The organism is Pseudomonas songnenensis, assembly GCF_003696315.1.
In the GTDB taxonomy this organism is placed as follows: Bacteria; Pseudomonadota; Gammaproteobacteria; order Pseudomonadales; family Pseudomonadaceae; genus Stutzerimonas; species Stutzerimonas songnenensis.
Genome location: NZ_RFFN01000001.1, coordinates 889,957 through 916,621, shown reverse-complemented (window position 1 = coordinate 916,621; position 26,665 = coordinate 889,957). Strand labels below are relative to the sequence as shown.

22 protein-coding genes are annotated in these 26,665 nt (G+C 63.4%); 16 read left to right on the top strand and 6 right to left on the bottom strand.

Translation table 11 applies throughout. The annotated features are described in order from the left end of the window. Positions 1–122: 122 nt before the first annotated feature. From prmA to EA798_RS04195, 7 genes are all read left to right on the top strand, one after another. Positions 123–1,004 carry a 50S ribosomal protein L11 methyltransferase gene (prmA, locus tag EA798_RS04225; protein WP_122098147.1) on the top strand — a complete coding sequence of 294 codons (882 nt, stop codon included), beginning with the start codon at positions 123–125 and terminating at the stop codon, positions 1,002–1,004. A 108-nt stretch (positions 1,005–1,112) separates the two neighbouring features. Further along, positions 1,113–2,357, top strand: coding sequence for a DUF3426 domain-containing protein (locus tag EA798_RS04220; RefSeq protein WP_122098146.1), 1,245 nt, complete (start codon positions 1,113–1,115; stop codon positions 2,355–2,357). A gap of 197 nt (positions 2,358–2,554) precedes the next feature. Further along, the gene (gene dusB, locus EA798_RS04215) at positions 2,555–3,568 is read left to right on the top strand and encodes a tRNA dihydrouridine synthase DusB (RefSeq protein WP_122098145.1); all 1,014 of its coding nucleotides are present in this window, start codon (positions 2,555–2,557) and stop codon (positions 3,566–3,568) included. Next, positions 3,565–3,885 carry a DNA-binding transcriptional regulator Fis gene (fis, locus tag EA798_RS04210; protein WP_003279911.1) on the top strand — a complete coding sequence of 107 codons (321 nt, stop codon included), beginning with the start codon at positions 3,565–3,567 and terminating at the stop codon, positions 3,883–3,885. Before dusB ends, fis begins: the two co-directional genes overlap by 4 nt. A gap of 76 nt (positions 3,886–3,961) precedes the next feature. After that, positions 3,962–5,566: a bifunctional phosphoribosylaminoimidazolecarboxamide formyltransferase/IMP cyclohydrolase gene (gene purH, locus EA798_RS04205; RefSeq protein ID WP_122098144.1), complete on the top strand. Its 1,605-nt coding sequence runs from the start codon at positions 3,962–3,964 to the stop codon at positions 5,564–5,566. A gap of 233 nt (positions 5,567–5,799) precedes the next feature. After that, positions 5,800–7,092 carry a phosphoribosylamine--glycine ligase gene (gene purD, locus EA798_RS04200; protein WP_122098143.1) on the top strand — a complete coding sequence of 431 codons (1,293 nt, stop codon included), beginning with the start codon at positions 5,800–5,802 and terminating at the stop codon, positions 7,090–7,092. Positions 7,093–7,208: 116 nt separating this feature from the next. Beyond that, positions 7,209–10,013: a hybrid sensor histidine kinase/response regulator gene (locus tag EA798_RS04195; RefSeq protein ID WP_122098142.1), complete on the top strand. Its 2,805-nt coding sequence runs from the start codon at positions 7,209–7,211 to the stop codon at positions 10,011–10,013. A gap of 18 nt (positions 10,014–10,031) precedes the next feature. Here the strand turns inward: EA798_RS04195 and EA798_RS04190 are convergent, their stop codons facing one another. Continuing rightward, positions 10,032–11,282 (bottom strand): cytochrome P450, encoded by a 1,251-nt coding sequence (locus EA798_RS04190; RefSeq protein WP_122098141.1) that lies wholly within the window; start codon positions 11,280–11,282, stop codon positions 10,032–10,034. Between the two features lie 229 nt (positions 11,283–11,511). On the opposite strand from EA798_RS04190, the gene EA798_RS04185 reads away from it, so the two are divergent. Together EA798_RS04185 and EA798_RS04180 are read left to right on the top strand one after the other, a co-directional pair. Further along, on the top strand, positions 11,512–12,459 hold the full coding sequence (locus EA798_RS04185) for a lysylphosphatidylglycerol synthase transmembrane domain-containing protein (protein ID WP_122098140.1): 948 nt from the start codon (positions 11,512–11,514) through the stop codon (positions 12,457–12,459). A gap of 112 nt (positions 12,460–12,571) precedes the next feature. Beyond that, on the top strand, positions 12,572–13,300 hold the full coding sequence (locus tag EA798_RS04180; protein ID WP_312956468.1) for a VC0807 family protein: 729 nt from the start codon (positions 12,572–12,574) through the stop codon (positions 13,298–13,300). 72 nt (positions 13,301–13,372) lie between these two features. Here the strand turns inward: EA798_RS04180 and EA798_RS21055 are convergent, their stop codons facing one another. From EA798_RS21055 to EA798_RS04160, 5 genes are all read right to left on the bottom strand, one after another. Beyond that, positions 13,373–13,459: a small membrane protein YohP gene (locus EA798_RS21055; protein ID WP_443977743.1), complete on the bottom strand. Its 87-nt coding sequence runs from the start codon at positions 13,457–13,459 to the stop codon at positions 13,373–13,375. 119 nt (positions 13,460–13,578) lie between these two features. Then, positions 13,579–14,478: an AEC family transporter gene (locus EA798_RS04175; protein WP_106157750.1), complete on the bottom strand. Its 900-nt coding sequence runs from the start codon at positions 14,476–14,478 to the stop codon at positions 13,579–13,581. A 114-nt stretch (positions 14,479–14,592) separates the two neighbouring features. Continuing rightward, complete coding sequence (gene rfbD / locus EA798_RS04170; RefSeq protein WP_122098139.1) at positions 14,593–15,513, bottom strand: dTDP-4-dehydrorhamnose reductase; 921 nt, start codon at positions 15,511–15,513, stop codon at positions 14,593–14,595. A gap of 263 nt (positions 15,514–15,776) precedes the next feature. Beyond that, positions 15,777–16,484, bottom strand: coding sequence for a DNA/RNA nuclease SfsA (gene sfsA, locus EA798_RS04165; RefSeq protein ID WP_122098138.1), 708 nt, complete (start codon positions 16,482–16,484; stop codon positions 15,777–15,779). Next, complete coding sequence (locus EA798_RS04160) at positions 16,484–17,656, bottom strand: pyridoxal phosphate-dependent aminotransferase (RefSeq protein ID WP_122098137.1); 1,173 nt, start codon at positions 17,654–17,656, stop codon at positions 16,484–16,486. The genes sfsA and EA798_RS04160 overlap by 1 nt, the downstream gene beginning before the upstream one ends. Before the next feature lie 191 nt (positions 17,657–17,847). On the opposite strand from EA798_RS04160, the gene dksA reads away from it, so the two are divergent. The 7 genes from dksA to folK all read left to right on the top strand — a co-directional run bounded on the left by dksA (position 17,848) and on the right by folK (position 26,657). Continuing rightward, positions 17,848–18,294 (top strand): RNA polymerase-binding protein DksA, encoded by a 447-nt coding sequence (gene dksA, locus EA798_RS04155; protein ID WP_003284903.1) that lies wholly within the window; start codon positions 17,848–17,850, stop codon positions 18,292–18,294. Between the two features lie 88 nt (positions 18,295–18,382). Next, positions 18,383–19,288 carry a tRNA glutamyl-Q(34) synthetase GluQRS gene (gene gluQRS / locus EA798_RS04150; RefSeq protein WP_122098136.1) on the top strand — a complete coding sequence of 302 codons (906 nt, stop codon included), beginning with the start codon at positions 18,383–18,385 and terminating at the stop codon, positions 19,286–19,288. Positions 19,289–19,394: 106 nt separating this feature from the next. After that, complete coding sequence (locus EA798_RS04145) at positions 19,395–19,571, top strand: hypothetical protein (protein WP_003284901.1); 177 nt, start codon at positions 19,395–19,397, stop codon at positions 19,569–19,571. Beyond that, complete coding sequence (locus EA798_RS04140; RefSeq protein ID WP_122098135.1) at positions 19,555–22,509, top strand: sensor histidine kinase; 2,955 nt, start codon at positions 19,555–19,557, stop codon at positions 22,507–22,509. Before EA798_RS04145 ends, EA798_RS04140 begins: the two co-directional genes overlap by 17 nt. 61 nt (positions 22,510–22,570) lie before the next feature. Further along, the gene (locus EA798_RS04135) at positions 22,571–23,983 is read left to right on the top strand and encodes a sigma-54-dependent transcriptional regulator (RefSeq protein ID WP_106157744.1); all 1,413 of its coding nucleotides are present in this window, start codon (positions 22,571–22,573) and stop codon (positions 23,981–23,983) included. A 750-nt stretch (positions 23,984–24,733) separates the two neighbouring features. Beyond that, the gene (locus EA798_RS04130; protein ID WP_122098134.1) at positions 24,734–26,128 is read left to right on the top strand and encodes a polynucleotide adenylyltransferase PcnB; all 1,395 of its coding nucleotides are present in this window, start codon (positions 24,734–24,736) and stop codon (positions 26,126–26,128) included. A gap of 1 nt (position 26,129) precedes the next feature. After that, the gene (gene folK / locus EA798_RS04125; protein ID WP_122098133.1) at positions 26,130–26,657 is read left to right on the top strand and encodes a 2-amino-4-hydroxy-6-hydroxymethyldihydropteridine diphosphokinase; all 528 of its coding nucleotides are present in this window, start codon (positions 26,130–26,132) and stop codon (positions 26,655–26,657) included. Positions 26,658–26,665: the final 8 nt, after the last annotated feature.

Here is a 26,665-nt window from a genome sequence, read left to right as displayed (position 1 = left end):
GGCTGCCTTCGGGCGGCCTCTGTCGTTTCTACGGCTCGGCACCAAACCGCCCACGCTGGCCGCAACACGCCGCCTCCAGTAAGCTTGCCGGCCTTTACCGCGACCCCACTCGAGAGGCTTCCATGTCCTGGCTGCAGATCCGACTCGCCATCACCCCCGATCAGGCCGAAGCCCTGGAAGACCAGCTGCTGGACGTGGGCGCGGTTTCCGTGACCTTCATGGACGCCGAAGATCAGCCGATCTTCGAGCCGGATCTCAACACCACGCCGCTGTGGTCGCATACGCACCTGCTGGCACTGTTCGAAGCCGATACCGATCCAGACGCCTTGCTTGCCCATCTGCGACTGCTGCGTGGCGGTGAGCTACCCGAGCATCAGATCGAGGTGATCGAGGATCAGGATTGGGAGCGCAGCTGGATGGACAACTTCCAGCCGATGCGCTTCGGTCGCCGCCTGTGGATCGTCCCTAGCTGGCACGCGGCACCCGAGCCTGACGCCGTCAACCTGCTGCTGGACCCCGGACTGGCCTTTGGCACCGGCACCCATCCCACCACGGCGCTGTGTCTCGAATGGCTGGATGCGCAGTCCTTGCAGGGGCAGTCGTTGCTGGATTTCGGCTGCGGCTCGGGGATTCTGGCAATTGCCGGCCTGCTGCTGGGCGCCGAGCACGCCGTCGGCACCGACATCGACGTGCAGGCATTGGAAGCCTCGCGCGACAACGCCATGCGCAATGGCATTGCCGATGAACGTTTCGCACTGTATCTACCCGAGCAGCTGCCGGAAGAGCCCGCCGATGTAGTGGTCGCCAACATCCTTGCCGGGCCCCTCGTCTCGCTCGCACCGCGCATCACTGCTCTGGCCAAGCCTGGCGGCCGTCTGGCGCTGTCCGGCATCCTGGCCGAGCAAGCGGAAGACGTCCGCGCGGCTTACAGAGAGGCGTTCGAGCTCGACCCAACCGCTGAAAAGGACGGCTGGGTACGTATCAGTGGCGTTCGCCGTGACTGAGGCAGCTTGAGACTCCGCCCGCACCCCCGCATGCCAGCCGCCGCGACCCACTGCCGCTCTGCGCCTGGCTTACGCTAGACTAGCCGGCACATTCGCGCGGAAACACGCATGACCAGCTTCATCACCCAGTGCCCCAACTGCAGCACCCGCTTTCGTGTCGGCCGCAGCCAACTGCGCGCAGCCCATGGCGCAGTGCGTTGCGGCGCCTGCCTGGAAGTCTTCAACGCAGCTCACCGTCTGCTGCGCGATGAACTGAATCCAACCCAGCCGCTGAGCGCCCCTGAGGCCACGCAGGCCACGCCTCAGACGGCCGGAGTCGCCGGTACCGCCGAGCCAGCCGCAACCACAAGATCCGATGAAACCCTGTGGATCCATGACGACCTGGACCTCGACAGCCTCGATCTGGACGAGGAGCTGGCCAAGCTGGAGCAACAGGAGCGCGAGCTCGCACGCGACCTGCTCAGCCTGGAATCTGAACGTCAAATCTCATCGGAGCCGATTGTCCGTAACGCGAATGCCGCCTCCGAGCACGATGAAAGCTGGGCAGAGATCCTGCTGAACGCCGAACGCGGCGCCGGACCGTCAATGGACAGTTCGCCCGAGGAGGCGATTCACTTCACTCCGGTGACAGCTGAATCGCCACAACCACCAAGCCCGTTGGCGATAAGCTCCGCGCCGCTCGCGACGGCCAAGGCCCAACAGATCCGTAGCGAGCGCATTGAGCCAGCGCTTGCCGCTTCGACTGCCGCCGATAACGAGAATGATGCAGCCAGCACAACCGCACCGCGTCGAGAGCCGGACCTGCGTGGCGAGCCGCTATTCGAACTCGACGACGAGCCCTTGCAACTGGATTGGCAGGAACGCAAGAAGCCCTGGGGACGCTGGCTGGGCTGGGGTGCACTGAACCTCCTCGCGGTGCTTGCCCTGGGCGCACAGTATGTCGCCTACAACTACGAAGAGCTGTCGCGACAGCACCAGTACCGCGCCTGGTTCGAGCGTATCTGCCCGACGCTGGGCTGCGAACTGCCTGCGCTGGTCGATATCGACCAGATCAAGAGCAGTAACCTGGTGGTACGCAGCCATCCGGAGTTCACCGGCGCGCTGGTGGTGGATGCGATCCTCTACAACCGAGCCCCTTTCGCGCAACCGTTCCCGCTGCTGGAGATCCGCTTCGCCGACCTGAACGGCAAACTGCTGGCCAGCCGCAGTTTCAAGCCCAGCGAATACCTTTCTGGTGAGCTCGCAGGGCGTTCGCAAATGCCGCCGCAGGTGCCCATCCACATCGCCCTGGATATCCTCGACCCCGGCGCCAAGGCCGTTAATTACAGCCTGAGCTTCCATTCGCCGGAATAGCGACTCGACCCTTTCCGCTCCGCCCTGAGCGCATCAACGCCCTACAACTGTCATATCCAAACTCCCGGCGATAAGGCGACCGCTGTTCAGAATTTGTTCAAAACAGCCTTTAACCCGTCATGCGTAGCGGGTATTATGCCCACCCTTTTTTGCAGTCCCGATCGACCTAACAAGCAGGCCCCAAGCAGGGAATCTTCATGTCAGCGGTACGCATCGGCCCCTACACCTTGACCAATCCGTTGATCCTCGCGCCCATGGCCGGCGTGACCGATCAGCCGTTCCGCCAGTTGTGCCGCCGCTTCGGCGCGGCCCTGGTGGTCTCGGAAATGCTCACCAGCGACATGCGCTTGTGGAACAGCCGCAAATCGCGCCTGCGCATGCCCCATGCGGACGAACCCGAACCGCGCTCGGTGCAGATTGCCGGTGGCGATCCGCAGATGCTGGCAGATGCCGCACGGCGCAACGTCGAGCTAGGGGCGCAGATCATCGACATCAACATGGGTTGCCCGGCGAAAAAGGTCTGCAACAAGGCGGCCGGCTCGGCACTGATGCGTGATGAGCGACTGGTTGGGGAGATCCTCGACGCCGTCGTGGGCGCGGTAGACGTTCCGGTGACACTGAAGATCCGCACCGGCTGGGATCGGCAGAACAAGAACGGCCTGAACGTCGCGCGTATTGCCGAGCAGGCAGGCATTGCAGCACTTGCCGTTCATGGCCGGACCCGCGCCGACCTGTACACCGGCGAGGCCGAGTACGACACCATCGCCGCCATCAAGCAGGCGGTTTCGATCCCGGTGTTCGCCAATGGTGATATCGACTCGCCGCGAAAGGCCGCCCAGGTTCTGCGGGCGACCGGCGTGGACGGCCTGCTGATCGGACGTGCGGCGCAGGGTCGCCCGTGGATCTTTCGCGAAGTGGAGCATTATCTGCGCACCGGCGAGCTGCTGGCAGCGCCGACGCTGGAAGAGATCGAAGCCACCTTGCTGGAGCATGTGCAGGCGCTGCATGAATTCTATGGCGAGGTGATGGGAGTCCGTATCGCCCGCAAGCACGTGGGTTGGTATCTCGCAACACTACCGGGCGCGAGGGACTTCCGTGCCCGTTTCAATCATCTGGAAGACAGGGATGCACAGGGCTTCAGCATTCGGCAGTTCTTTGCCGAACAACGCTCAGGGCCTGGCTCGGTGGATGGAACAGAGGTGGCCGCATGACGCTGTTGAATGAAACATTGGTAAGTGGAACAACATCCGTGAGTGACAACGTGAACCTCAAGCAGCACCTGAACACGCCGAGCGAAGCGGGGCAGACGCTGCGAGGCAGCGTCGAGAAAGCGCTGCACAACTATTTCGCCCGCCTCGAAGGTGCCGACGTCACGGACGTTTACAACCTCGTACTCTCCGAAGTGGAAGCGCCGCTGCTGGAAACCGTGATGCACTACGTCAAGGGCAACCAGACCAAGGCTTCCGAACTGCTGGGCCTGAACCGCGGCACCCTGCGCAAGAAACTCAAACAGTACGACCTGCTCTGACGCGACAGCTGGCGGGCGCGGCTGTCCGCACCTGCCTGCTTCGCGGACTCAAGCCTGTAGCCTCTAGGAAACGTCAATGACCGACCAAACCACCCGCCTCCCCGTGCGCCGCGCGCTGATCAGCGTGTCCGACAAGACCGGCGTCGTCGATTTCGCCCGCGAACTCGAAGCCCTCGGGGTCGAGATCCTCTCCACCGGCGGCACCTTCAAGCTGTTGCGTGACAACGGCATCGCTGCCGTCGAAGTGGCCGATTACACCGGCTTCCCGGAGATGATGGACGGACGGGTGAAGACCCTGCATCCGAAGATCCACGGCGGCATCCTTGGCCGCCGCGACCTGGATGGCGCGGTGATGGCCGAGCACGGCATCGCGCCGATCGACCTGGTGGCGGTCAACCTCTATCCGTTCGCCGCCACCGTGGCCAAGCCCGGCTGCACCCTGCCGGACGCCATCGAGAACATCGACATCGGCGGTCCGACCATGGTCCGCAGCGCGGCGAAGAACCACAAGGACGTCGCCATCGTGGTCAATGCCGAGGACTACGCGGCAGTGGTCGACAACCTGAAGAGCGGCGGGCTGACCTACGCCCAGCGCTTCGACCTGGCGCTCAAGGCGTTCGAGCACACTGCCGGCTACGACGGTATGATCGCCAACTACCTCGGCGGCATCGACCAGAGCACCGAGCAGCTCAGCACCGAAAATCGCAGCCTGTTCCCGCGTACCTACAACATGCAGTTCATCAAAGCGCAGGACATGCGCTACGGTGAAAACCCGCACCAGCAAGCTGCCTTCTATGTCGACCAACCGGAAGAAGCCTGCGTCGCCACTGCCAAGCAGCTGCAGGGCAAAGAGCTGTCGTTCAATAACGTCGCCGACACCGACGCCGCGCTGGAATGCGTGAAGAGCTTCACCAAGCCGGCCTGCGTGATCGTCAAGCATGCCAACCCCTGCGGCGTCGCGGTGGTTCCGGAAGACGAAGGCGGCATCCGCAAGGCCTACGACCTGGCCTACGCCACCGACAGCGAGTCGGCCTTCGGCGGCATCATCGCCTTCAACCGCGAGCTGGACGGCGAAACCGCCCAGGCCATCGTCGAGCGTCAGTTCGTCGAGGTGATCATCGCGCCCAAGGTTTCTCAGGCCGCGCGCGATGTGGTCGCCAGCAAGGCCAACGTCCGACTGCTCGAATGCGGCGAGTGGCCGGCCGAGCGCAGCCCGGGCTGGGACTACAAGCGCGTCAATGGCGGCCTGCTGATCCAGAGCCGCGACATCGGCATGATCAGCGAAGCGGACCTCAAGATCGTCACCCAGCGCGCGCCAACCGAGCAGGAGATCCACGACCTGATCTTCGCCTGGAAAGTGGCCAAGTTCGTCAAGTCCAACGCCATCGTCTACGCCAAGAACCGCCAGACCGTTGGTGTCGGCGCCGGCCAGATGAGCCGCGTCAACTCCGCGCGTATCGCCGCGATCAAGGCCGAACACGCCGGCCTGCCGGTTCCCGGCGCGGTGATGGCCTCGGACGCCTTCTTCCCGTTCCGCGACGGCATAGACAACGCAGCCAAGGCCGGCATCACCGCAGTGATCCAGCCGGGTGGCTCGATGCGCGACAACGAAGTGATCGCCGCGGCCGACGAAGCCGGTATTGCCATGGTGTTCACCGGTATGCGCCACTTCCGCCACTGATGGTGGATTGACCGCACTGAAGCGCCCGTCTGCAGCGTTGGCGGCGGACTCGCCGATGCTCATTGCCATCCAGGCAACTGCGCTCGTCGAGCCGCCGCCTTGCATGCAGCCGCTTCATCGCGCCCCGACAGATTTGAATAGGCCGGGCACAGCCCGACACCGGACTCGTAGGGTGGAAAACCGCGCAGCGTTTTCCACCGATGGGCCGCAAGCCACTCCCCCAGGAGAGACACATGAACGTACTGATCATCGGCAGCGGCGGCCGCGAGCATGCCCTGGCCTGGAAGGTCGCGCAGGACCCGCGCGTTGCCAAGGTATACGTCGCCCCCGGCAACGCCGGCACCGCCACTGAAGCCAAGTGCGAGAACGTCGCCATCGACGTGCTGGCCATCGAGCAGCTGGCAGACTTTGCCGCGGCCAACGTGCAGCTGACCATCGTCGGACCGGAAGCACCGCTGGTGAAGGGCGTGGTCGATCTGTTCCGCTCGCGCGGCCTGGACATCTTCGGCCCTACCGCTGCCGCTGCGCAGCTGGAGGGTTCCAAGGCCTTCACCAAGGACTTCCTGGCTCGTCACGCGATTCCTACTGCCGACTACCAGAACTTCACCGAGGTCGAGCCGGCGCTGGCCTACCTGCGTGAGAAAGGCGCTCCGATCGTCATCAAGGCCGACGGCCTGGCCGCCGGCAAAGGCGTGATCGTGGCGATGACTCTGGGAGAAGCCGAGGACGCCGTGCGTGACATGCTCTCCGGCAATGCCTTCGGCGACGCCGGCGCCCGTGTGGTGATCGAGGAGTTCCTCGATGGCGAGGAAGCCAGCTTCATCGTCATGGTCGATGGCGAGCATGTGCTGCCGATGGCGACCAGCCAGGACCACAAGCGCGTCGGCGACGGCGACAGCGGCCCGAACACCGGCGGCATGGGCGCCTATTCGCCGGCTCCGGTGGTCACCGCCGAGGTGCACAAGCGCGTGATGGACGAGGTGATCTACCCGACCGTGCGCGGCATGGCTGCCGAAGGCAACGTCTACACCGGCTTCCTATATGCCGGCCTGATGATCGACAAGGCCGGCGCGCCGAAGGTCATCGAGTTCAACTGCCGCTTCGGCGACCCGGAAACCCAGCCGATCATGTGCCGCCTGGAAAGCTCCCTGGTGCTGCTGGTCGAAGCTGCGCTGGCCAAGGCACTGAACAAGGTCGAGGCCACCTGGGATCCGCGCCCGACGGTGGGTGTGGTACTGGCAGCCGGCGGCTACCCGGGCGACTACGCCAAGGGTGATGTGATCGAGGGGCTGGACGATGCAGCCAAGCTGGATGGCAAGGTGTTCCATGCCGGCACCGCACTGAACGCCCAGGGCCAGGTCGTCACCGCCGGCGGCCGCGTGCTCTGCGCAACGGCCATCGGCCGAACCGTCTCGGAAGCGCAGCAGCAGGCCTACCGTCTGGCGGAAAAAATTCGCTGGAATGGCTGCTTCTATCGCAAGGACATCGGTTATCGCGCCATCGCCCGGGAGCTTGGCGAGGGTTAAACCCGGTCAGTCGCCAGGAATGCGTGCGGCGCCAGGTTTTATCGCCGCCGCACGCATTACAGGCCGAAGGCGGCATGGCTATAATCCGCCGTCACACTCATGAACGGACTTCTCTAGTGGGTCGGCTCCGGATCGCCATCGCTGTCATCTTCGGCCTGCTGCTGATCAACCTGATCCCGCTGTCGGCCCAGGCTGCCATTGCCCAGCCGTCGTCCTCTGCCGCCCTCGCCGAAGCTGACTCGGTGCCGCAGAATTGGCGAATCCTCATCGATCAATCCGGCGGGCTGACGCTTGACGAAGTCCTGTCTCAGCGCGCGCTGTTCCAGCGGCTCGATAAGCTTTCCTACAGTGCCCCGGCGAGCAATCGCGCGGTCTGGCTTCAGGTAAGCCTGCCATCATTGACCAAACCCAAATGGCTCTGGCTGTTTGCACCTCGAGTGCAGTATCTGGATTTCTATCTGCTGCGCGATGGGCAACTGGAGCAGCACACCGCCACTGGTGAACTGCGGCCGCTCAGCGCCAGACCTCTGCCCAACCGCGCCTACCTGTTCAGCCTGCCGAATGATGGCCAGCCGCGGGAAGCCTATATCCGCCTGCAGTCCAGTCATCCGGTGATGACCTGGTTCAAGACCATCGACGACAGCGGCCTGGTCAGCCAGACCAAACCGGCCTACCTGTTCGGCGCTCTGTTCGGCGCACTGGCCTTGTTGATGGTGTACAACCTGCTGCGTTTTGCCTACACGCTCAGTTACACCCACATCTGGCTGAGCCTGCTGCACGGCGCGCTGCTGGTCTGCGCCATAGCCAACCTGGGCGTACTCGCAGTCTGGCTGCCGGGGCTGACCTATAGTCAACCGCTGATTGCCGATCTGGCCGCATTGCTGGCCAGTACTGCATTGCTCGGCTATACGCTGGGCTTCTTCCACCACCGTGGTCGCACCTGGATCACCTGGCTGCTGGGTATCGAGTTCAATCTGATCCTGGCCCTGGCCGGCAGCATCCTGCTCGGCCAATGGCCCTGGTACAGCTGGCTGATCTATTCGATGGGGCTGGTCGCCTCGTTCAGCGTGCTGTTCGTTGCGCTCTATCACTGGCGCCAGGGTTACCAACCGGCGCGCCTGGTTGTGGCCGGGCTGATGCTGTTCAACAGCGGCATGGTGTTCTTCATGCCAATGTTGCTGGGCTTCGATCAGCTCGATCCGGGCTGGCTGACTGGCGGGCTGTTCAGCCTCGCCACGCTCGGCGGCCTGCTGCTCAGCTTCGCGCTTCTCGAACGGCAACGTCAGCTGCAGAGCGACAGCCGCACCCAGTACACGGCCGAAGCGGTCACCAGCGCCGAACTGAAAACCAAGGCCGACTTCCTGTCGAAGATCAGTCATGAACTGCGCACGCCGATGAATGGCGTGCTGGGCATGAGCGAGCTGCTGCTCGGCACGTCGCTCTCGGCCAAGCAGCGCGACTACGTCCAGACCATCCACAGCTCCGGCAACGAGCTGCTCAACCTGATCAACGAGATTCTCGACATCTCCAAGCTGGAGTCCGGGCAGATCGAGCTCGATGATGTGCAGTTCGATTTCAATGCGCTGATCGACGACTGCCTGAGCATCTTCCGCGCCAAGGCCGAACAGCAGAAAGTCGAGCTGATCAGCTTCATCCAGCCACAGCTGCCGCAAGTGGTAGCCGGTGACCCGACGCGCCTGCGCCAGACCCTGCTGAACCTGCTGGAGAACGCCTTCAAGCAGACGGACGAAGGCGAGGTGCTGCTGATCGCAGCGGTAGACGGCCCACAGGACAACCCTCGACTGCGCATCACCGTACAGGACAGCGGCAGGCCGCTTGAGCCCTACGAGCGCGATGCGCTGCTCAATGCCGCGGTCGACAGCCACGACTTCCTCGCGGCCACGCGCCATGGCGGGCGCCTAGGTCTGATCATTGCCCGTCAGCTGGTACAGCTGATGGACGGTGATTTCGGCATCCAGACGGGTACTACCCAGGGCAACACGCTATGGATCAGTCTGCCGCTGGCCAGCGAAGGGCTGGCGCAGAACAACGCCGATCTCGACGGGCCTCTGCAGGGCACGCGGCTGCTGATCGTCGATGACAACGACACTTGCCGCAAGGTTTTGGTCCAGCAGTGCAGCGCCTGGGGCCTGGAAGTCAGTGCCGTTGCCTCAGGCAAAGAAGCACTGGCCCTGCTACGGACCAAGGCGCATCTGCGCGAATACTTCGATGTGGTGCTGCTCGACCAGGACATGCCCGGCATGACCGGCATGCAGCTGGCGAGCAAGATCAAGGAAGACTCCAGCCTCAACCATGACATTCTGCTGATCATGCTTACCGGCATGGGCAGTGCTCCCAGCAAGATCATCGCGCGCAACGCCGGCATCAAGCGCATCCTGGCCAAGCCGGTCGCTGGCTACACGCTGAAGACCACGCTCGCCGATGAACTGGCGCAGCGCCTGCAGAGCAACCAACTTCGTCCCACGGTCACGTCGCCACCCCCGGTTCCGCTCGAGGTTCCCAGCGACTTCCGCATCCTGGTAGCCGAAGACAACAGCATCTCCACCAAGGTCATCCGCGGCATGCTGAACAAGCTGAACCTGCAGCCGGACACCGCCTGCAACGGGGAGGAAGCGCTGGAAGCCATCAAGGCCCAGCCATACGACCTGGTTCTGATGGACTGCGAAATGCCGGTACTCGACGGCTTCCAGGCCACCCACCAGCTGCGTGAGTGGGAGGCCAGCAATGGGCGCCCCCGCACGCCGGTGGTTGCGCTGACTGCACACATCCTCAGCGAACACCGCGAACGGGCTCGCGAAGCCGGCATGGATGGCCATATGGCCAAGCCGGTTGAGCTGTCGCACCTGCGTGAGCTGATCGACCACTGGGTCCGGGTCAAGCAGGCCGAAAGCGTCGACTGACCGACTGGCCTGCAGTCATCAGCCGGCTAGCGGCCTCACATCGCTGATCACCAGGCCACTCTCGGGCTTCGCCGGCATGCGTGACAGGTCGATGCGCAGATCCTGTGCTGGCACCGCGTATTCCATCTCGCGGGTCAGCATGCGCAACGCGACCTTGAGCAGTTCGATGGCCAGTTGTTCACCCGGACAACGATGCCCCTCGGCAGGATCACCGCCACCCTGTGTCACGAAGCTGAAGGCATTGCCCTGCCAGTTTTTGAAGCGTTCAGGCTGAAACGCGTCGGGCTCACTCCAGTGGCTCGGATCCCTGTTGGTGCCCCACAGATCGAGCATCACCCGCGTGCCCGCCGCAAAGTGATAGCCCCGCCAGTCGAAGCCCTCGCGTACCCGTGCGGCGCTGAACGGGAAGAACGCATGAATGCGCCGCACCTCCTGCGCGAAGGGCTCGAGCATGGCATCGTCGCTGCGCAAACGCGCGCGCCACCGGGGATGTGCCAGCAACTCCAGCGCACCGTAGATGATGAAATAGGAGACCGCCACGGTCGGGCGCAGCAAGTTGAGCAACTCGACTGCCGCTACCCGACTGTCGAGAAGCGCCCCATCCAGGTCTCGGTGGTGGGCGGCGACCATGAGCGCAGTCGCCGGGCCGGCTTCGAGCCCACCCGAGCGGGCCTGTTCGATCAACGGCTGCAACCAGGCTTCCGCTTCGCGCCGGGCCTTGCGCGCCGCCCAGTGCCGGGCGCCGATCCCGCCCGCGCCGTCGATCATGGCCACCAACTGGTTACGCCGCTCAGGCAATTCCGCCGACGACAGCGGTACACCGGCCCACCGGCAAACGCTGTCAGCAAGAATCGTCTGCACCTCGCTCATCAGCTCGATTTCACTGCGCGCCTGCCATTCACCGATGGCGCGGCGCCAGACCTGCTCGGTCAGCTGCGCCACCTCTTCGACGGCAGCGGTATCCAGCAGCTGCAAGAACATGCGCTTGCGATGCCGATGCGCCTCGCCGTCCAGCCCCTGAACGCCACCCTCGCCGATCAAGGTCTTTTTCAGCATGCGCGGCATCGCCTTCTCCCGTTGCAGGTAGCGTTCGTCATAGAACAGCCGCGCCGCTTCTTCGCCACTCATGCAGACGGTGTTCTGCATCAGCAGGCGCGCCTGGAAGACGTTGCTATGCAAGCGCCGGCAACGGTCGCGAATGAAGGGGTAGCCTTCACCAAGCAACGCCAGCGAGCTTTCGAGGTGTTCGTCACGGGGAATGTCGGTCATCGGCGTACTCCACAGTTAGCCAGGTCTGCAGTCGACAGCTCAGTGTTTCGAGCGTTGCCGCGAGGATGCCCCGAGAGCCGGAAAACTGAACAAAGCCGGCCGGTTGCTGCCGATTATCTGGACGAGTCGAAACAGGGCGGAGGTTATTAGCCCTGGCGGCGAATCAGGACGACCGGCGTGCGCCGGCGCCGAGCAGGTTCGTTCTGCACACTCTCCATGGAGCCAAGCAATGATGAAGAGGAGCGACGTCGCCTGGACCCTGATCGGGATCTCGGCTGTGCTGCTGTCCGGCTATCTGCTGTACCACGAGGTGCGCAATATCTCGCTTGCCGAACTCACCGACAGCTTGCACGCGATCGGTGCCGGCGGCTGGCTGTTGGCTGCCCTGTCGACCCTGGGTGCCTATGTCGCACTGGCCTGGTACGACCGCATCGCCATGGCGCACCTGGGCAAGCAGATCTCCTGGTGGTTCATCGCCCTCTGCTCGTTCACCACCTATGCCCTGGCCCACAACATCGGCGCATCGGTTTTCTCCGGCGCGCTGGTACGCTACCGCGCCTACCGCAGCAAGGGGCTCACGCCCCAGGAAATCGGCATCCTCATCGTCTTCTGTTCCCTGACGTTCGCGCTGGGGGTGCTGTTGGCCGCAGGTGTCGCTCTGATCCTCAAACCGCAACTGCTGGACCGCATCGTCCACAGCGCCCGCTGGGTGTCGTTCGCCCTCGGCTCAGGGCTGCTCATGCTGATTGCGCTGTATGTCTTCGGCGCCTGGCGGCAATTGGCCCCTTGGCGCCTGGGCAAATGGCACATCGAGTATCCCCGGCTGCCGATCGTCGGCCGGCAGCTGCTGGCTGGCCCCCTGGAGCTGCTCTGCGCAGCGGCGATCATCTACTTCGCGCTTCCGGCGGAGAGCAATCCAGGCTATCTGACGATACTCGGCGTATTCCTCGCTTCGTTTTCACTGGCTCTGCTGTCACACGCTCCCGGCGGGCTGGGCGTACTGGAGCTGACGTTTCTTGCCGCACTTCCGGAGCTACCCACAGTCGATGTGCTGGCGGCGCTGATTGTCTTTCGCGGGTTCTATCTGCTGTTACCGTTCGCTCTGGCCATGTTGATCGTGCTGGTATTCGAACACGACCAATGGCGCGAGCGACGGGCCGCCATGCAGCGGCGCTGAAGGCTTACGAACAGCAGAATAAACGCATGTAACGCCCAGTCCGACGAAGATGGTCTGGCGAACGGACGCCACACAGGCGATCATGCAGCCCTCTTCAGACCAACCCGATGTCATGACCGATACCACCCACACTCACGCCGAACACAAACCGCGCCCGCTGATCGACCTGGCCGTCAGTATCGTGCTCCCCTCGCTGATCCTGATGAAGCTAAGTGGCGAAGAACGCCTTGGTGCCGACGGCGCACTGCTGGTCGCCCTCGCATTCCCGCTGGGCTGGGGGCTATGGGAGCTGGCCAAATACCGCAAGTTCAACTGGATCGCCCTGCTCGGCCTGATCAGCGTGTTGCTGACCGGCGGCATCGGTCTGCTGCAGCTGGATACCCAATGGCTGGCAGTCAAGGAAGCCGCCGTGCCAGGCATCATCGGCATCGCCGTACTGGCCTCGACCCGCACTCGTTATCCGCTGATTCGCACCTTGCTGTACAACCCGAAGGTGCTCAACGTGGACAAGATTCACGAACAGCTCGAGCACAACGGTCAGGTCGAGCATTTCGAGACGCGCCTGCTGCGTGCGACCTACCTGCTCAGCGGCACCTTCTTCTTCTCGTCGTTCATGAATTACGTACTGGCCAAGTGGATCGTCAACAGTCCGGCCGGCAGCGAGGCGTTCAACGCCGAACTCGGACGTATGACCCTGCTCAGCTATCCGATGATCGCGATTCCCAGCATGCTGATGATGATGGCGATCTTCTATTACCTCTGGCGCACCATCCACGGCCTGACCGGCTTGCGCCTGGAAGACATCATGGCCGGTGCGCAAGAACAGAGCCGCAGCAAATAGCCGCACGCAAGATCGCGCATGAAAAAGGGCTGCCCGACGCGAATCGGCAGCCCTTTTTTTGCTCCTGTCTGGTCAGAACAGCAGCTTGAATATCCCGATCACCACGATCAGGCCGATGATGAAGATGATGCCCGCGGTCCCGCCGATGAATTTCAGCATGCTGTTCTCTCCCGTTTTCCAAAGTCTGTGATTTTGTGACACCCCCGGCCCGGGGGCGTTCGACAGAACCCGACATGCGAACGGCGAGAGTCCGCCCGCTGGCAACGAAAAATGCGCAATCAGCCGGACGCCAGCAGCATCCAGAGCGGCAGGCTGATGACCGCCATCAGCGTGGACAGAAAAACCGTCGAACTCACCGCCCGCGTGTCCTCCGAATGCTTGACGAAGGCCAGCACATTCACTCCGCTCGGGCAGGCCGCCAGCAGCACCAGCACATGGCGTGCGTCCGCATTCAGCCCCGGCAGCAAACCGCTTAACCACCAGACCAGCGCCGGGAACAGCGCCAGCTTGATCAGCGTCAGCAGCAATACCGAGCCGCTGGGTCGCAACCGGTAACGCGACAGACTGATACCCAGCACCATCAGTGCGCAGGGCAGTGCCGCTTGAGCCAGCCATCCGGCGACGCGCCACAGTGGCTCGGGCAGCTCCAGGCCGGAGACATTCAGCAACGCACCCAGCAGCAGGCCGATGATCAGCGGGTTCGCCAGATTCTTCAGCAGCGCCGGCACGCTTACCTTGTCGCCGTCGCCCAGCGCCGCATAGAAGCTCTGCAACGAGAACAGCACCAGGCTGTGGAACACCAGGATGGCGAAGACGTAGACCAGGCTTTCTGCGCCAAGCAACGTCGTCACCAGCGGGATACCGACCAGCACATTGTTTGAATAGGCAGCGGTCAGGCCCAACGGCGTAGCCCGTCCAGCCCGGTGATGGGCAACCGCGTTGACCAGCAGGAAGACCAGCAGAACCGGCACAAAGTAGGCCAGCAGAAGCATCGGCGACATGCCGTCGCTCAGCTCGGCACGGGCAATTCCGCTGAAGAGCACCGCAGGCATGAACAGTTTGAAGGTGACGCTAGCCAATCCGGCGGCACCCTCGTTGCCCAACCATTGGCGCCAGCCGAACAGATAACCGAGCGAAATCAGACCGAAGATCGGCAGGATTGCCAACACCACCACCATGCTGCGCCTCTCCCTAGAGCCGAACGTCAGGCCGCGCCCAGGCGCGGGGGCGCAAGAATACACCGGTGACTGGAGCAATCGCACGGCGGCCAGGCGGCCACCGTAACAGTCGCATCAGGCGCGAAAGGTTCTTTCGCGCGCGGCGGGGCGTTGTTCCTGCCGGCGCAGGACAGCAATGACCTCGCCCAGGTCGTCCTGCCAGGTGTGGGGCGTGATGCCGAACGTCGACTCGAAGCGACTGCAATCGAGCACCGACCAGGCCGGTCGGCGAGCAGGCGTTGGGTATTGCGCGGTCGCGATCGGCGAAACGCTCGGCTGCCGTGCAATCAGGCCGGCTGCTTCGCCCTGGCGGAATATCTCGACGGCGAAGTCGTACCATGAGCAGGCCGGTACGCCGCTGTAGTGGTACACCCCCCAAGCGAGCCTGGCACCGGCGGCATAACGTCGAGCCAGTTCCAACAATACCGAAGCGATCGCACCTGCCTCGGTCGGGCAGCCAATCTGATCGCTCACCACACCGAGCGCGTCGCGCTGCCGAGCGAGCCGCAACATGGTCTTGACGAAATTGTGCCCATGCACGCCATAGACCCAACTGGTACGCAGGATCAGATGAGCCGGCAGGCAGGCGCGGATCGCCTCCTCACCGGCCAGCTTGCTCGCACCGTAGACGCCGGTCGGCCCCGTTTCATCGCTCTCGAGATACGGGTGGTCGGCTTCCCCAGAGAACACGTAGTCGGTAGAGATATGAAACAGCGGAATACCGGCACGCTCGGCGGCCTCGGCGAGATTACGCGCACCATCCCGGTTGACCGCATAGGCCTGGTCGCCGTGGGATTCCGCGTTGTCCACATGGGTATAAGCCGCCGCATTGATGATCAGCCCGGGGCGTTGCTGCATCGCCGCTGCAACCTGCTCCGGTCTGGCAATGTCGAGCTGCGCCCGAGCCGGCGCCAGCACTTCCAAGCCAAAACTTGCCGCTCGCTCAACCAGCTCTCGACCGACCTGGCCACCGGCACCGCAAACGAGGATTCGCATTCTTTGTCGCCTCATCGATGACGCCCGCAGCAAGGCGAACGTGCGAAATCAAGTCTGTCCACGACGCCGCGCGCGCAGGTCGCGGTGCCGCCCAAAAAAACCATCGAAACCGGCTGGATCGCGTCATTACGCCGTAACAAAACGGCGGAGCAGAGCCTTCCCGTGCGTGATGGTTGTGGTTTCCAGCCTCGTTGAGGCCAGACGAAAGGCACTTTGTTCCCCAGTGGCGCACAAAAATTTATCGCGGTGCCGTTCATGGCAACTCACAGCAATACCGGCAATCGGCCACCGATGCGTAGCTCGGCGGGCGACAGATCGACGCCGTACGCGAGCACTTCCACCCCAGCCGCCACCGCATCCCGCAAGGCGGCCGCATATACCGGGTCGATCTCTTGCGCGGGCCGAACCGCCTCGATGTCGCTGAGATTGACGCAGTAAAGCTGTACGGCACGCACTCCCGCACGCGCCAAGGCCGCCAGTTCACGCAAGTGCCTGGCGCCGCGCGTGGTCACCGCATCCGGAAATGCCGCAACCGCCGTGTCAGCGAACCCGAGCGTGACGCTCTTGACCTCGACGAATGCGGCAGTGCCGCCATAATCGAGGCGAAAATCCACCCGGCTGTTCTCCACTCCGTAGGCCACTTCACGCTTGAGCGCCGTGAAGCCTGCCAGCTCGGCGATCTGCCCGTTCAGCAGCGCCTCCTCGATCAGCGGATTGGCGCGCGCCGTGTTCACGCACGCCAACCGCCCCTGCGGCGTCTCGACCAGTTCCCAGGTGCCCGGCAATTTGCGCCGTGGATCGCTGCTGCGCTGGAACCACACCCGCGCACCCTCGCTCATGCAGTTGAGCATAGAGCCGGTGTTTGGGCAGTGGATGCACAGCGCTTCGCCCTCGTCCGTGACGATGTCGGCGAGAAAACGCTTGTAGCGCCTGACCAGTCGCCCCTGCTCCAGTGGCTGCGCAAAACGCATCAGGCTTGCCAGCTGCGCAGGCCGCGGGCGATACGCTCGACTGCCTGCTGCAGGCGCGGCAGGTTCTGGGTATAGGCGAAGCGCACGTGATGCCCGGCCTGAAAGCGGCCAAAGTCCAGTCCCGGGGTGATCGCGACAAACTCCGTTTCCAGCATGTGCTGACAGAACGCGTAGGCATCGCCGCCAAAGGCGCTGATGTCGGCGTACAGATAGAACGCACCTTGCGGCTCGACCGCGATACCGAAGCCCAGCTCGCGCAAGGCCGGCAAGAGGAAATCGCGCCGGCGGGCGAACTCGCCACGGCGCGCCTCGAGAATATCCAGCGTTGCGGGCTCGAAACAGGCCAGGGCCGCGTGCTGAGCCATGCTCGGCGCACTGATATAGAGGTTCTGCGCGAGCTTCTCCAGCTCCGGAACCGCAGCCGGTGGCGCCACCAGCCAGCCCAGGCGCCAGCCGGTCATGCCGAAATACTTGGAGAAGCTGTTCAATACGAAGGCGTCATCATCGACTTCCAGCACGCTGGCCGCGTCCACGCCGTAGGTCAGTCCGTGGTAGATCTCATCGACCACCAGATGACCACCGCGCGCTTTCAGCGCAGCGGACAACCCGGCCAGTTCGTCACGCTCCAGCAGCGTGCCTGTCGGATTGGCTGGCGACGCGACCAGCGCACCGACGCTGTCACGGTCCCAGTAACGCTCGACCAGCTCGGGGGTCAGCTGGTAGCGCACGTCGGGGCCGACTGGCACCAGTTGCGCAGCACCTTCCACCAGCCTTAGAAAATGCCGGTTGCAAGGATAGCCGGGGTCGGCGAGCAGCCAGTGCTTGCCGGGATCCACCAGCAGGCTGGCAGCAAGCAGCAATGCGCCGGAGCCACCGGGCGTAATCAGGATGCGTTCGGGGTCAACGGATAATCCATAGCGCTGCGCATAAAAGCCGGCGATCGCTTCGCGCAGCCGTGGCAGACCGCGAGCAGGCGTGTAGCGCGTGTGCCCCGCAGCCAGCGCGGCTTGCCCTGCGGCCACGATGGGCGCGGCGGTAGTGAAATCCGGCTCACCGATTTCCAGATGAATAACGTCGTGGCCTTGAACTTGCAGCTGGTTCGCCCGCTCCAAAAGCGCCATGACGTGAAAAGGTTCGATTGCGCGGCTGCGCGCGCTGTATGACGAGGTCATCTGACCTTCCTGTTGAGAACGAAACGTGAATTCTACCCAAGGTCCCGATACCGCTGCAGTTACTGTTGGATTCGGGAGTAGCGCACCCCGATCCGATCTGGTAAGTTCGCCCGCTTGCAGCCGCAGGGCCGGCACGGGCCGGCAAGGGACAAATCATCCTGCGCAATGGACATAGCGAGAGGCGTTCATCCATGCCCATTACCAAAGAAACACCGTCGAGCAAGCAACTGATTCGCGCCTTCGAGCCCTATAAGGAAAGCAAGGGCGAGGAATACATGAGCGACAAGATGCGCGCCCATTTCACTGGCATCCTGAACAAGTGGAAACAGGAGCTGATGGAAGAGGTCGATCGCACCGTGCACCACATGCAGGACGAGGCTGCCAATTTCCCTGACCCGGCCGACCGCGCCAGTCAGGAAGAAGAGTTCAGCCTGGAACTGCGCGCCCGCGACCGCGAGCGCAAGCTGATCAAGAAGATCGACGAAACGCTGCAGCTGATCGAAGACAACGAATACGGCTGGTGCGATTCCTGTGGCGTCGAGATCGGTATCCGCCGACTGGAAGCCCGCCCCACCGCTACGCTCTGCATCGACTGCAAGACGCTGGCGGAGATCAAGGAAAAGCAGATCGGTTCCTGATCCCGGACGGGGCGCTTCGGCGCCCCGCTTCATTTCCGCTCTGCTTCGCTTCATCCGCCCCGCCATCCCTGATCGCGCCGGCTCTGCCATGCCATCTGCCACTCCTGCTCAGTCCGATCGCTACGTCGGCCGTTTTGCCCCGACGCCCAGCGGCTATCTGCACTTCGGCTCACTGGTCGCCGCCCTTGCTTCCTATCTCGACGCCCGCGCGGTCGGCGGTCGTTGGCTGCTGCGCATGGAGGACATCGACCCACCGCGGGAAATGCCCGGCGCGCAGAAGGCAATCGTCGATACGCTGTCGAGCTACGGCTTCGAATGGGACGGCGAGATGTTGCGCCAGAGCGAGCGTCAGGCCGCCTACGGCGCCGCCATCGAACGCCTGCTGGACGAAGGCCTGGCGTACGCCTGTACCTGCTCGCGCAAGCAGCTCGAAGGCTATCCGGGCCCCTACCCGGGATTTTGCCGCACGGCCGCGAACGGCCTCGACGATGCCGCCATCCGCCTGCGCGTACCTGAACGCGAATACGGCTTCACCGACCGTGTGCAGGGCGAATTCCGCCAGCACCTGGGGCGCGAGGTCGGTGACTTCGTGATCCGTCGCCGCGACGGTTTGATCGCCTACCAACTGGCGGTGGTGCTGGATGACGCCTGGCAGGGGGTAACCGACGTCGTGCGCGGTGCCGATCTGCTCGACTCCACGCCGCGCCAGCTCTACCTGCAGGAAGTGCTCGGCGTGCCGCAGCCGCGCTATCTGCACCTGCCGCTGATCATCCAGCCCGATGGGCACAAGCTGGGCAAAAGCTACCGTTCGCCGCCATTGCAGCCCCACGAGGCCAGTCCGCTGCTGCTGCGAGCATTACGCGCGCTGGGCCAGCAGCCTGCAGAGGCGCTGAGCGACGCCCTACCGGGCGAAATCCTCACCTGGGCGACAAGGCACTGGAACGCCGATCGCATCCCGCGCACCCGGACACTGGCGGAAGCGCAGCTGCGCTGAGTCGTCGGAAGCAACAAGGCGGCACACAAGGCCGTTTTACCCTCCGCTGGTGGCTTGCAACGTGCCGCTGCTCTACCATCGCCTCACTTCCGACACGAGACCCGGCATGTATATCTACCGACTGGTGCTGCTCCTGGTAGTGGGGATCTATCTGTTCTCCCCCGCCATCATGGACTGGTGGATCGACCCCAACGGTGCCTGGTATCGGCCCTACGTGCTGTGGCTGATCCTGATCGTGGTGACCTTTATTCTCCAGAGCCAGCGTGATGCAGACGAGCTTTAGCCTGAGCCACCTGATCCTGATCAGCGCCGCCTACCTGTTCATGCTGTTCGGCGTCGCCTGGGTCAGCGAACGCGGCCTGATTCCGCGCTGGATCATCCGCCACCCGCTGACCTACACCCTCTCGCTCGGGGTCTACGCCAGCGCCTGGGCCTTCTATGGCACCGTGGGCCTGGCCTATCAGTACGGTTACGGCTTTCTCGCCACCTATCTGGGCGTCTGCGGCGCCTTTCTGCTGGCACCGGTGCTGCTCTACCCGATCCTGCGCATCACCCGCACCTATCAGCTGTCATCGCTGGCTGATCTGGTCGCCTTCCGTTTCCGCAGCACCTGGAGCGGCGCGCTGACCACCATCGTCATGCTGATCGGCATGTTGCCGCTGCTGGCGCTGCAGATCCAGGCGGTGGCCGATGCCATCGGCATCCTCACTCTGGAGCCGCTGCAGGAGCGTGTGGCGCTGGGCTACTGCCTGATGATCATGCTGTTCACCATCCTCTTCGGTGCCCGCCACATCGCCACGCGGGAAAAGCACGAAGGCCTGGTGTTCGCCATCGCCTTCGAATCGATCGTCAAGCTGGTGACCTTCGGTGCCATCGGCCTTTACGCCCTGTATGTCGTATTCGGCGGCCCGCATCAGCTGGAGATCTGGCTGCTGCAGAACCAGTCGGCGCTGCAGGCGCTGCACACGCCGCTGCAGGAAGGCCCCTGGCGTACGCTTCTGCTGGTGTTCTTCGCCTCGGCGATCGTGATGCCGCACATGTACCACATGACCTTTACCGAGAACCTCAACCCACGCGGACTGGTCAGCGCCAGCTGGGGGTTGCCGCTGTACCTGCTACTGATGAGCCTGGCCGTGCCGCTGATTCTCTGGGCCGGACTGAAGCTGGGTGTGAGCACCAACCCAGAATACTTCACCCTTGGCCTGGGGCTCGCCGCACAGAGCGAGACCCTCGCGCTGCTGGCTTTTGTCGGCGGACTGTCGGCATCCAGCGGGCTGATCATCGTCAGCACGCTGGCGCTGTCCGGCATGGCGCTCAACCATCTGGTGTTGCCGCTCTATCAACCGTCCAGTGAGGGCAACATCTACCGCTGGCTGAAGTGGACGCGGCGCAGCCTGATCTTCGCGATCATCATGGCCGGCTACGGTTTCTACCTGCTGCTGGGCGCCGAGCAGGACCTGTCCAACCTCGGCATCGTTGCCTTCGTCGCCACCCTGCAGTTCCTCCCCGGCGTGCTGTCGGTGCTCTACTGGCCGACTGCCAACCGCCGCGGCTACATCGCCGGCCTGCTGGGTGGCATCGGCGTCTGGGTGGTGACCATGCTGTTGCCGCTGGTGGGCAACCTGGATGGCTTTTATATACCGCTGTTCAACGTCGTCTATGTGCTGGATGACACCAGCTGGCACCTCGCAGCGATCGCCTCGCTGGCGGTCAACGTGCTGGCGTTTTCGCTGTTCTCGATCTTCACCGAAACCAGTCCCGAGGAGCAGAGCGCCGCCGAAGCCTGCGCAGTGGAAAACGTGCGGCGCCCGCAACGGCGCGAGCTGATGGCGGCCTCACCGCAGGAATTTGCCACCCAGCTGGCCAAACCGTTGGGGGCCAAGACCGCCCAGCGCGAAGTGGAGCAGGCGCTGCGCGATCTGCAACTGCCCTTCGACGAGCACCGCCCCTATGCACTGCGCCGTCTACGTGACCGCATCGAAGCCAACCTGTCGGGCCTGATGGGCCCCAGCGTGGCCCAGGACATCGTCGAGAACTTCCTGCCGTACAAGAACGGCGCCGAGGGCTACATCACCGAGGACATCCACTTCATCGAGAGCCGTCTCGAGGAGTACCACTCGCGCCTGACCGGCCTGGCCGCCGAGCTCGACGCGCTGCGCCGCTATCACCGGCAGACCTTGCAGGAGCTGCCGATGGGCGTCTGCTCGCTGGCCAAGGATCAGGAAATCCTCATGTGGAACCGCGCACTCGAGGAACTCACCGAAATACCTGCGCTGCAGGTCGTGGGCTCGCGCCTGTCGACCATTGCCGAACCCTGGCGCAGCCTGCTCAGCGACTTCATCGAGCAAGCCGACGAGCACCTGCACAAGCAGCGCCTGGCGCACAACGGCCATCGCCGCTGCCTTAACCTGCACAAGGCGGCCATCGCCGAGCCGCTGGCCCCAGGCAACAGCGGCCTGGTGTTACTGGTCGAAGACCTGACCGAAACCCAGCAGCTGGAAGACCGCCTGGTGCACTCCGAGCGCCTGGCCAGCATCGGCCGCCTGGCGGCCGGGGTGGCGCACGAGATTGGCAACCCCATTACCGGCATCGCCTGTCTGGCGCAGAACCTGCGAGACGAACGCGAAGGCGACGGCGAGATCGTCGAGATCAGCGGCCAGATCATCGAGCAGACCAAACGCGTATCGCGCATCGTGCAATCGCTGATGAGCTTCGCCCATGCCGGCGAGCGACAGCACCAGCTCTATCCCGTTAGCCTGGCGCAGGTGACGCAGGACGCCATCGGCCTGCTCTCGCTCAACCGCAATCGCACCGAGGTACGGTTCATCAATATCTGCGATCCGACGCATTTCGCCGAGGGCGACCCGCAACGCCTCGCCCAGGTGCTGATCAACCTGCTGTCCAATGCCCGCGACGCGTCGCCGCAAGGGGGCGTGATCCGCATCAGCAGCGAAGTTGCCGAGCAGACCGTGTACCTGACGGTGGAAGACGAGGGCAGCGGCATTCCCAAGGACATTCAGGACCGCCTGTTCGAGCCGTTCTTCACCACCAAGGATCCAGGTGAAGGCACTGGCCTGGGCCTTGCGCTGGTCTATTCGATCATTGAAGAGCATTATGGCCAGATTGATATCGACAGCCCGGCCGACCCGGAAACACAGCGCGGCACCCGTTTTCGCATCACCCTGCCGCGGCATGTCGAAGCGTCCCATGCCGTAAGTTGAAGAGGCGACTGCCGTACCGGCCCTGTGCCGGCGCTGCCTCCAGACCGTCGAGAGAGTACTGATGTCACACATTCTGATCGTCGAAGACGAAACCATCATCCGCTCTGCCCTGCGACGCCTTCTCGAACGCAACCAGTACGAGGTCAGCGAAGCCGGCTCGGTGCAGGAGGCACAGGAGCGCTACAGCATCCCGGGCTTCGACCTCGTCGTCAGCGACCTGAGGCTGCCCGGTGCGCCCGGTACGGAACTCATCAAGCTCGCCGAAGGCACGCCGGTACTGATCATGACCAGCTACGCCAGTCTGCGCTCGGCCGTGGACTCGATGAAGATGGGCGCGGTCGACTACATCGCCAAACCTTTCGATCACGACGAGATGCTGCAGACCGTCGCACGCATTCTCAACGACCATCAGCAAAGTGCAGCCGTGCAGGCCCAGCCTGCGCGCAACGCAAGTGCCGCAGCAGGCGACACGGGGCGGGACGACATCGGCATCATTGGCCACTGCGCGCCCATGCAGGACCTGTTCGGCAAGATCCGCAAGGTCGCGCCCACCGATTCCAACGTGCTGATCCAGGGCGAATCGGGCACCGGAAAGGAACTGGTCGCCCGTGCACTACACAACCTTTCGCGACGCGCCAAGGCGCCAATGATCTCGGTGAACTGCGCCGCCATTCCGGAAACGCTGATCGAATCCGAACTGTTCGGCCATGAAAAAGGCGCGTTCACAGGCGCCAGCGCAGGACGCGCCGGCCTGGTCGAGGCTGCCGACGGCGGCACGCTGTTTCTCGACGAAATCGGCGAACTGCCCCTGGAAGCACAGGCACGTCTGCTCCGGGTTCTGCAGGAAGGCGAGATCCGCCGGGTTGGCTCGGTGCAATCGCAGAAGGTCGATGTGCGCCTGATTGCTGCCACTCACCGCGACCTGAAAACCCTGGCCAAGACCGGGCAGTTCCGTGAAGACCTTTACTACCGGCTGCACGTCATCGCACTCAAGCTACCCCCGCTGCGCGAACGCGGCAGTGACGTGCTGGAGATCGCCAAAGCATTCCTCGCCCGCCAGGGTGAACGCATGAGCAGCGACGACATGCATTTTTCCCGTGACGCCGAACAGGCCATCCGTCACTACTCATGGCCTGGCAACGTGCGCGAACTGGAAAACGCCATCGAACGCGCCGCAATCCTGAGTGAAAGCCCGGAGATCGATGCCGAGCTGCTGGGCATCGATATCGAGCTGGATGAGCTGGACGATGACTTCGACGAGCCGCTCGGCAGCATCCGCGGTATCGCCAGCAGCAATGAGCCGACCGAGGATCTTTCGCTGGAGGACTATTTCCAGCACTTCGTGCTCGAGCATCAGGACCACATGACCGAAACCGAGCTGGCTCGCAAGCTGGGCATCAGCCGCAAGTGCCTGTGGGAACGCCGTCAACGCCTGGGCATTCCGCGGCGCAAGTCGAGTAGCGCCGCTGGGTAGTTTGTTACCGCAGCCGCATGATTCGTAACAAAAACCGGGAGCAACGGTAACGTTCTCCCGGTTTTTTCTTGTCCGCCCCACCGACCTAAATAGCTAACCAGCTGATAAATAACGATTTTTTAAAACTGGCACAGCAAATGCTTTCTAAGTGGCACAACAACAATAACAAGCAGCTCCCATAACAAGAACAAGACGTAACGGCTCCAGCAAAATAACGACAAGAAGGCGGAGGCGCAGCTAACTGATTCTTTTGGAGAGGACTTGCCACGGGGTTCGCCCCACGACCAGGCCGAGAACAATAAAAACTGCAGCAAGCAGGGCCCGCACTGGTTGGATCGAAGATCAAGGCAAAGTCAGCGACCAAAGAAATCCGTTTGCTATTAGCTCCCAGTATGGGAGCGCTCTCGAAGGCCACGGCCCAAGAGAACAGGCGAACAACAAGAACAGCAACGCCTGAACGACTAATAACAATAAAGCACGCGACATTAATTCAAAGGGGAGCCTCGGCTCCCCTTTGTGCTATCCGGGCTTGCTGACCCGCCCGCGAAGCCGTTGCACTCGCAGCGTACCTTGCACTCCTGCATCCGCTCCGCCTGCCGTCCCAGGCAGTACCCTGTCACGCGGCGCAAGATGCTTTTTGACACCTCCCCGCGCATCGTTCAACATCCAGCACTCTCGGTGCTAGAATCCGCGCAGGTTTCGCGGCCATTCGCGACACCGGCCCGTCATTCCGCCACACAGTTGCCCTCCATGCTGAAAAAGCTGTTCCAGTCTTTTCGTCTTCCTCTGCGCCGTATCCCGCATCCCCGCCGCACACCTGAAATTCTGTCCAGCCGGCAGCATTCCCTGCATCGCAACGAGATCAGCCGTTACGCGGTGAGCGTGGTCGAGCGCCTGCAGCAGGCAGGTTACGAGGCTTATGTGGTGGGCGGTTGCGTGCGCGATCTACTGCTGCAGTTGAACCCCAAGGATTACGACGTCGCCACCAGCGCGACGCCCGAGCAGGTGCGCGCCGAGTTCCGCAACGCGCGGGTGATCGGCCGACGATTCAAGCTGGTGCATGTGCATTTCGGCCGCGAAATCATCGAGGTTGCCACCTTCCGCGCCAATCATCCTGAAGAGGATGACGATGACGCCAGCCATCTGGCCTCGCGCAACGAGAGCGGGCGCATCCTGCGCGACAACATCTACGGCACCCTCGAGGACGATGCGCAGCGTCGCGACTTCACCATCAACGCGCTGTACTACGATCCGACCACCGAGCGCATCCTCGATCACACCCGCGGCGTGCACGACATCCGTAATCGCCTGATCCGTCTGATCGGCGATCCCGAGCAGCGCTACCAGGAAGACCCGGTGCGCATGCTGCGTGCGGTGCGCTTCGCCGCCAAGCTCGATTTCGAAATCGAGCGACACAGCGCCGAACCCATCGTCGATCTGGCCGACCTGCTCGACGGCATTCCCTCGGCCCGTCTGTTCGACGAAGTGCTCAAGCTGTTTCTCGGCGGCAAGGCCGAGCGTACCTTCGAGCTGCTGCTCGAATATGATCTCTTCGCCCCGCTGTTCCCGGCGAGCGCTGCGGCACTGGAGCGCGACCCGGAGTACGCCGGCACGCTGATCCGCAACGCCCTGGCCAATACCGACCTGCGGATCCAGCAGGGCAAGCCGGTAACCCCTGCGTTTCTTTTCGCCGCCCTGCTCTGGCCTGCCCTCCCGGCACGCGTGCTGGAGCTGCAGAACCGCGGCATGCCGCCGATTCCGGCGATGCAGGAAGCCGCGCACGACATCATCTGGGAACAGTGCCAGCGCACCGCGATCCCGAAACGTTTCACCATGCCCATGCGCGAGATCTGGGACATGCAGGAGCGTCTGCCGCGTCGCCAGGGCCGGCGTGCCGACCAGCTGCTGGAGAATCCGCGTTTCCGAGCCGGTTACGACTTCCTCCTGCTACGAGAGAGCGCCGGCGAGCAGACCGGCGGACTGGGCGACTGGTGGACCGACTACCAGGAAGCCAGTGAAAGCGAGCGGCGCAACATGATTCGCGGACTCAGCAACAAAGACGATAACGGCGGAGCGAAGAAGCGCCGCCGCGGCGGACGTCGCCGCCGGGCTCCAGGCGACAGTACCGCCACTCCGGCCGAGTAGGATGGAACGCGTCTATATCGGCCTGGGCAGCAACCTGGCCGAGCCGCGGCAGCAACTGCGCGGCGCCCTGCAAGCGCTGGCCGAGCTTCCACAGAGCAGTCTGGCCGCAGTCTCGTCGCTTTATGCCAGCGACCCGCTCGGGCCTGCCGACCAGCCCCGCTATATCAACGCCGTCGCCGCCCTGGATACCGACCTTGCGCCATTGAAGCTACTCGACGCCCTGCAGCGTATCGAGCTGGCCCAAGGCCGCGAGCGCAAGGCCGAGCGCTGGGGCCCACGCACCCTCGATCTGGATATCCTGCTGTTTGGCGACAGGCTGATCGACGAGCCGCGCTTAAAGGTTCCGCACTATCACATGCAGGCCCGCGCGTTCGTGCTCTACCCATTGGCCGAAATCGCCCCGGGGGAACTGGTCTTCGCCGACGGTCGCCGGCTCGCCGATCTGCTCACAGCCTGCCCTTTCAGCGGCCTCGAGCGGCTATCCAGCGACAGTGTCACCGCCACGGTAACGAACGTAACGCGCAGGTAACACTCGCG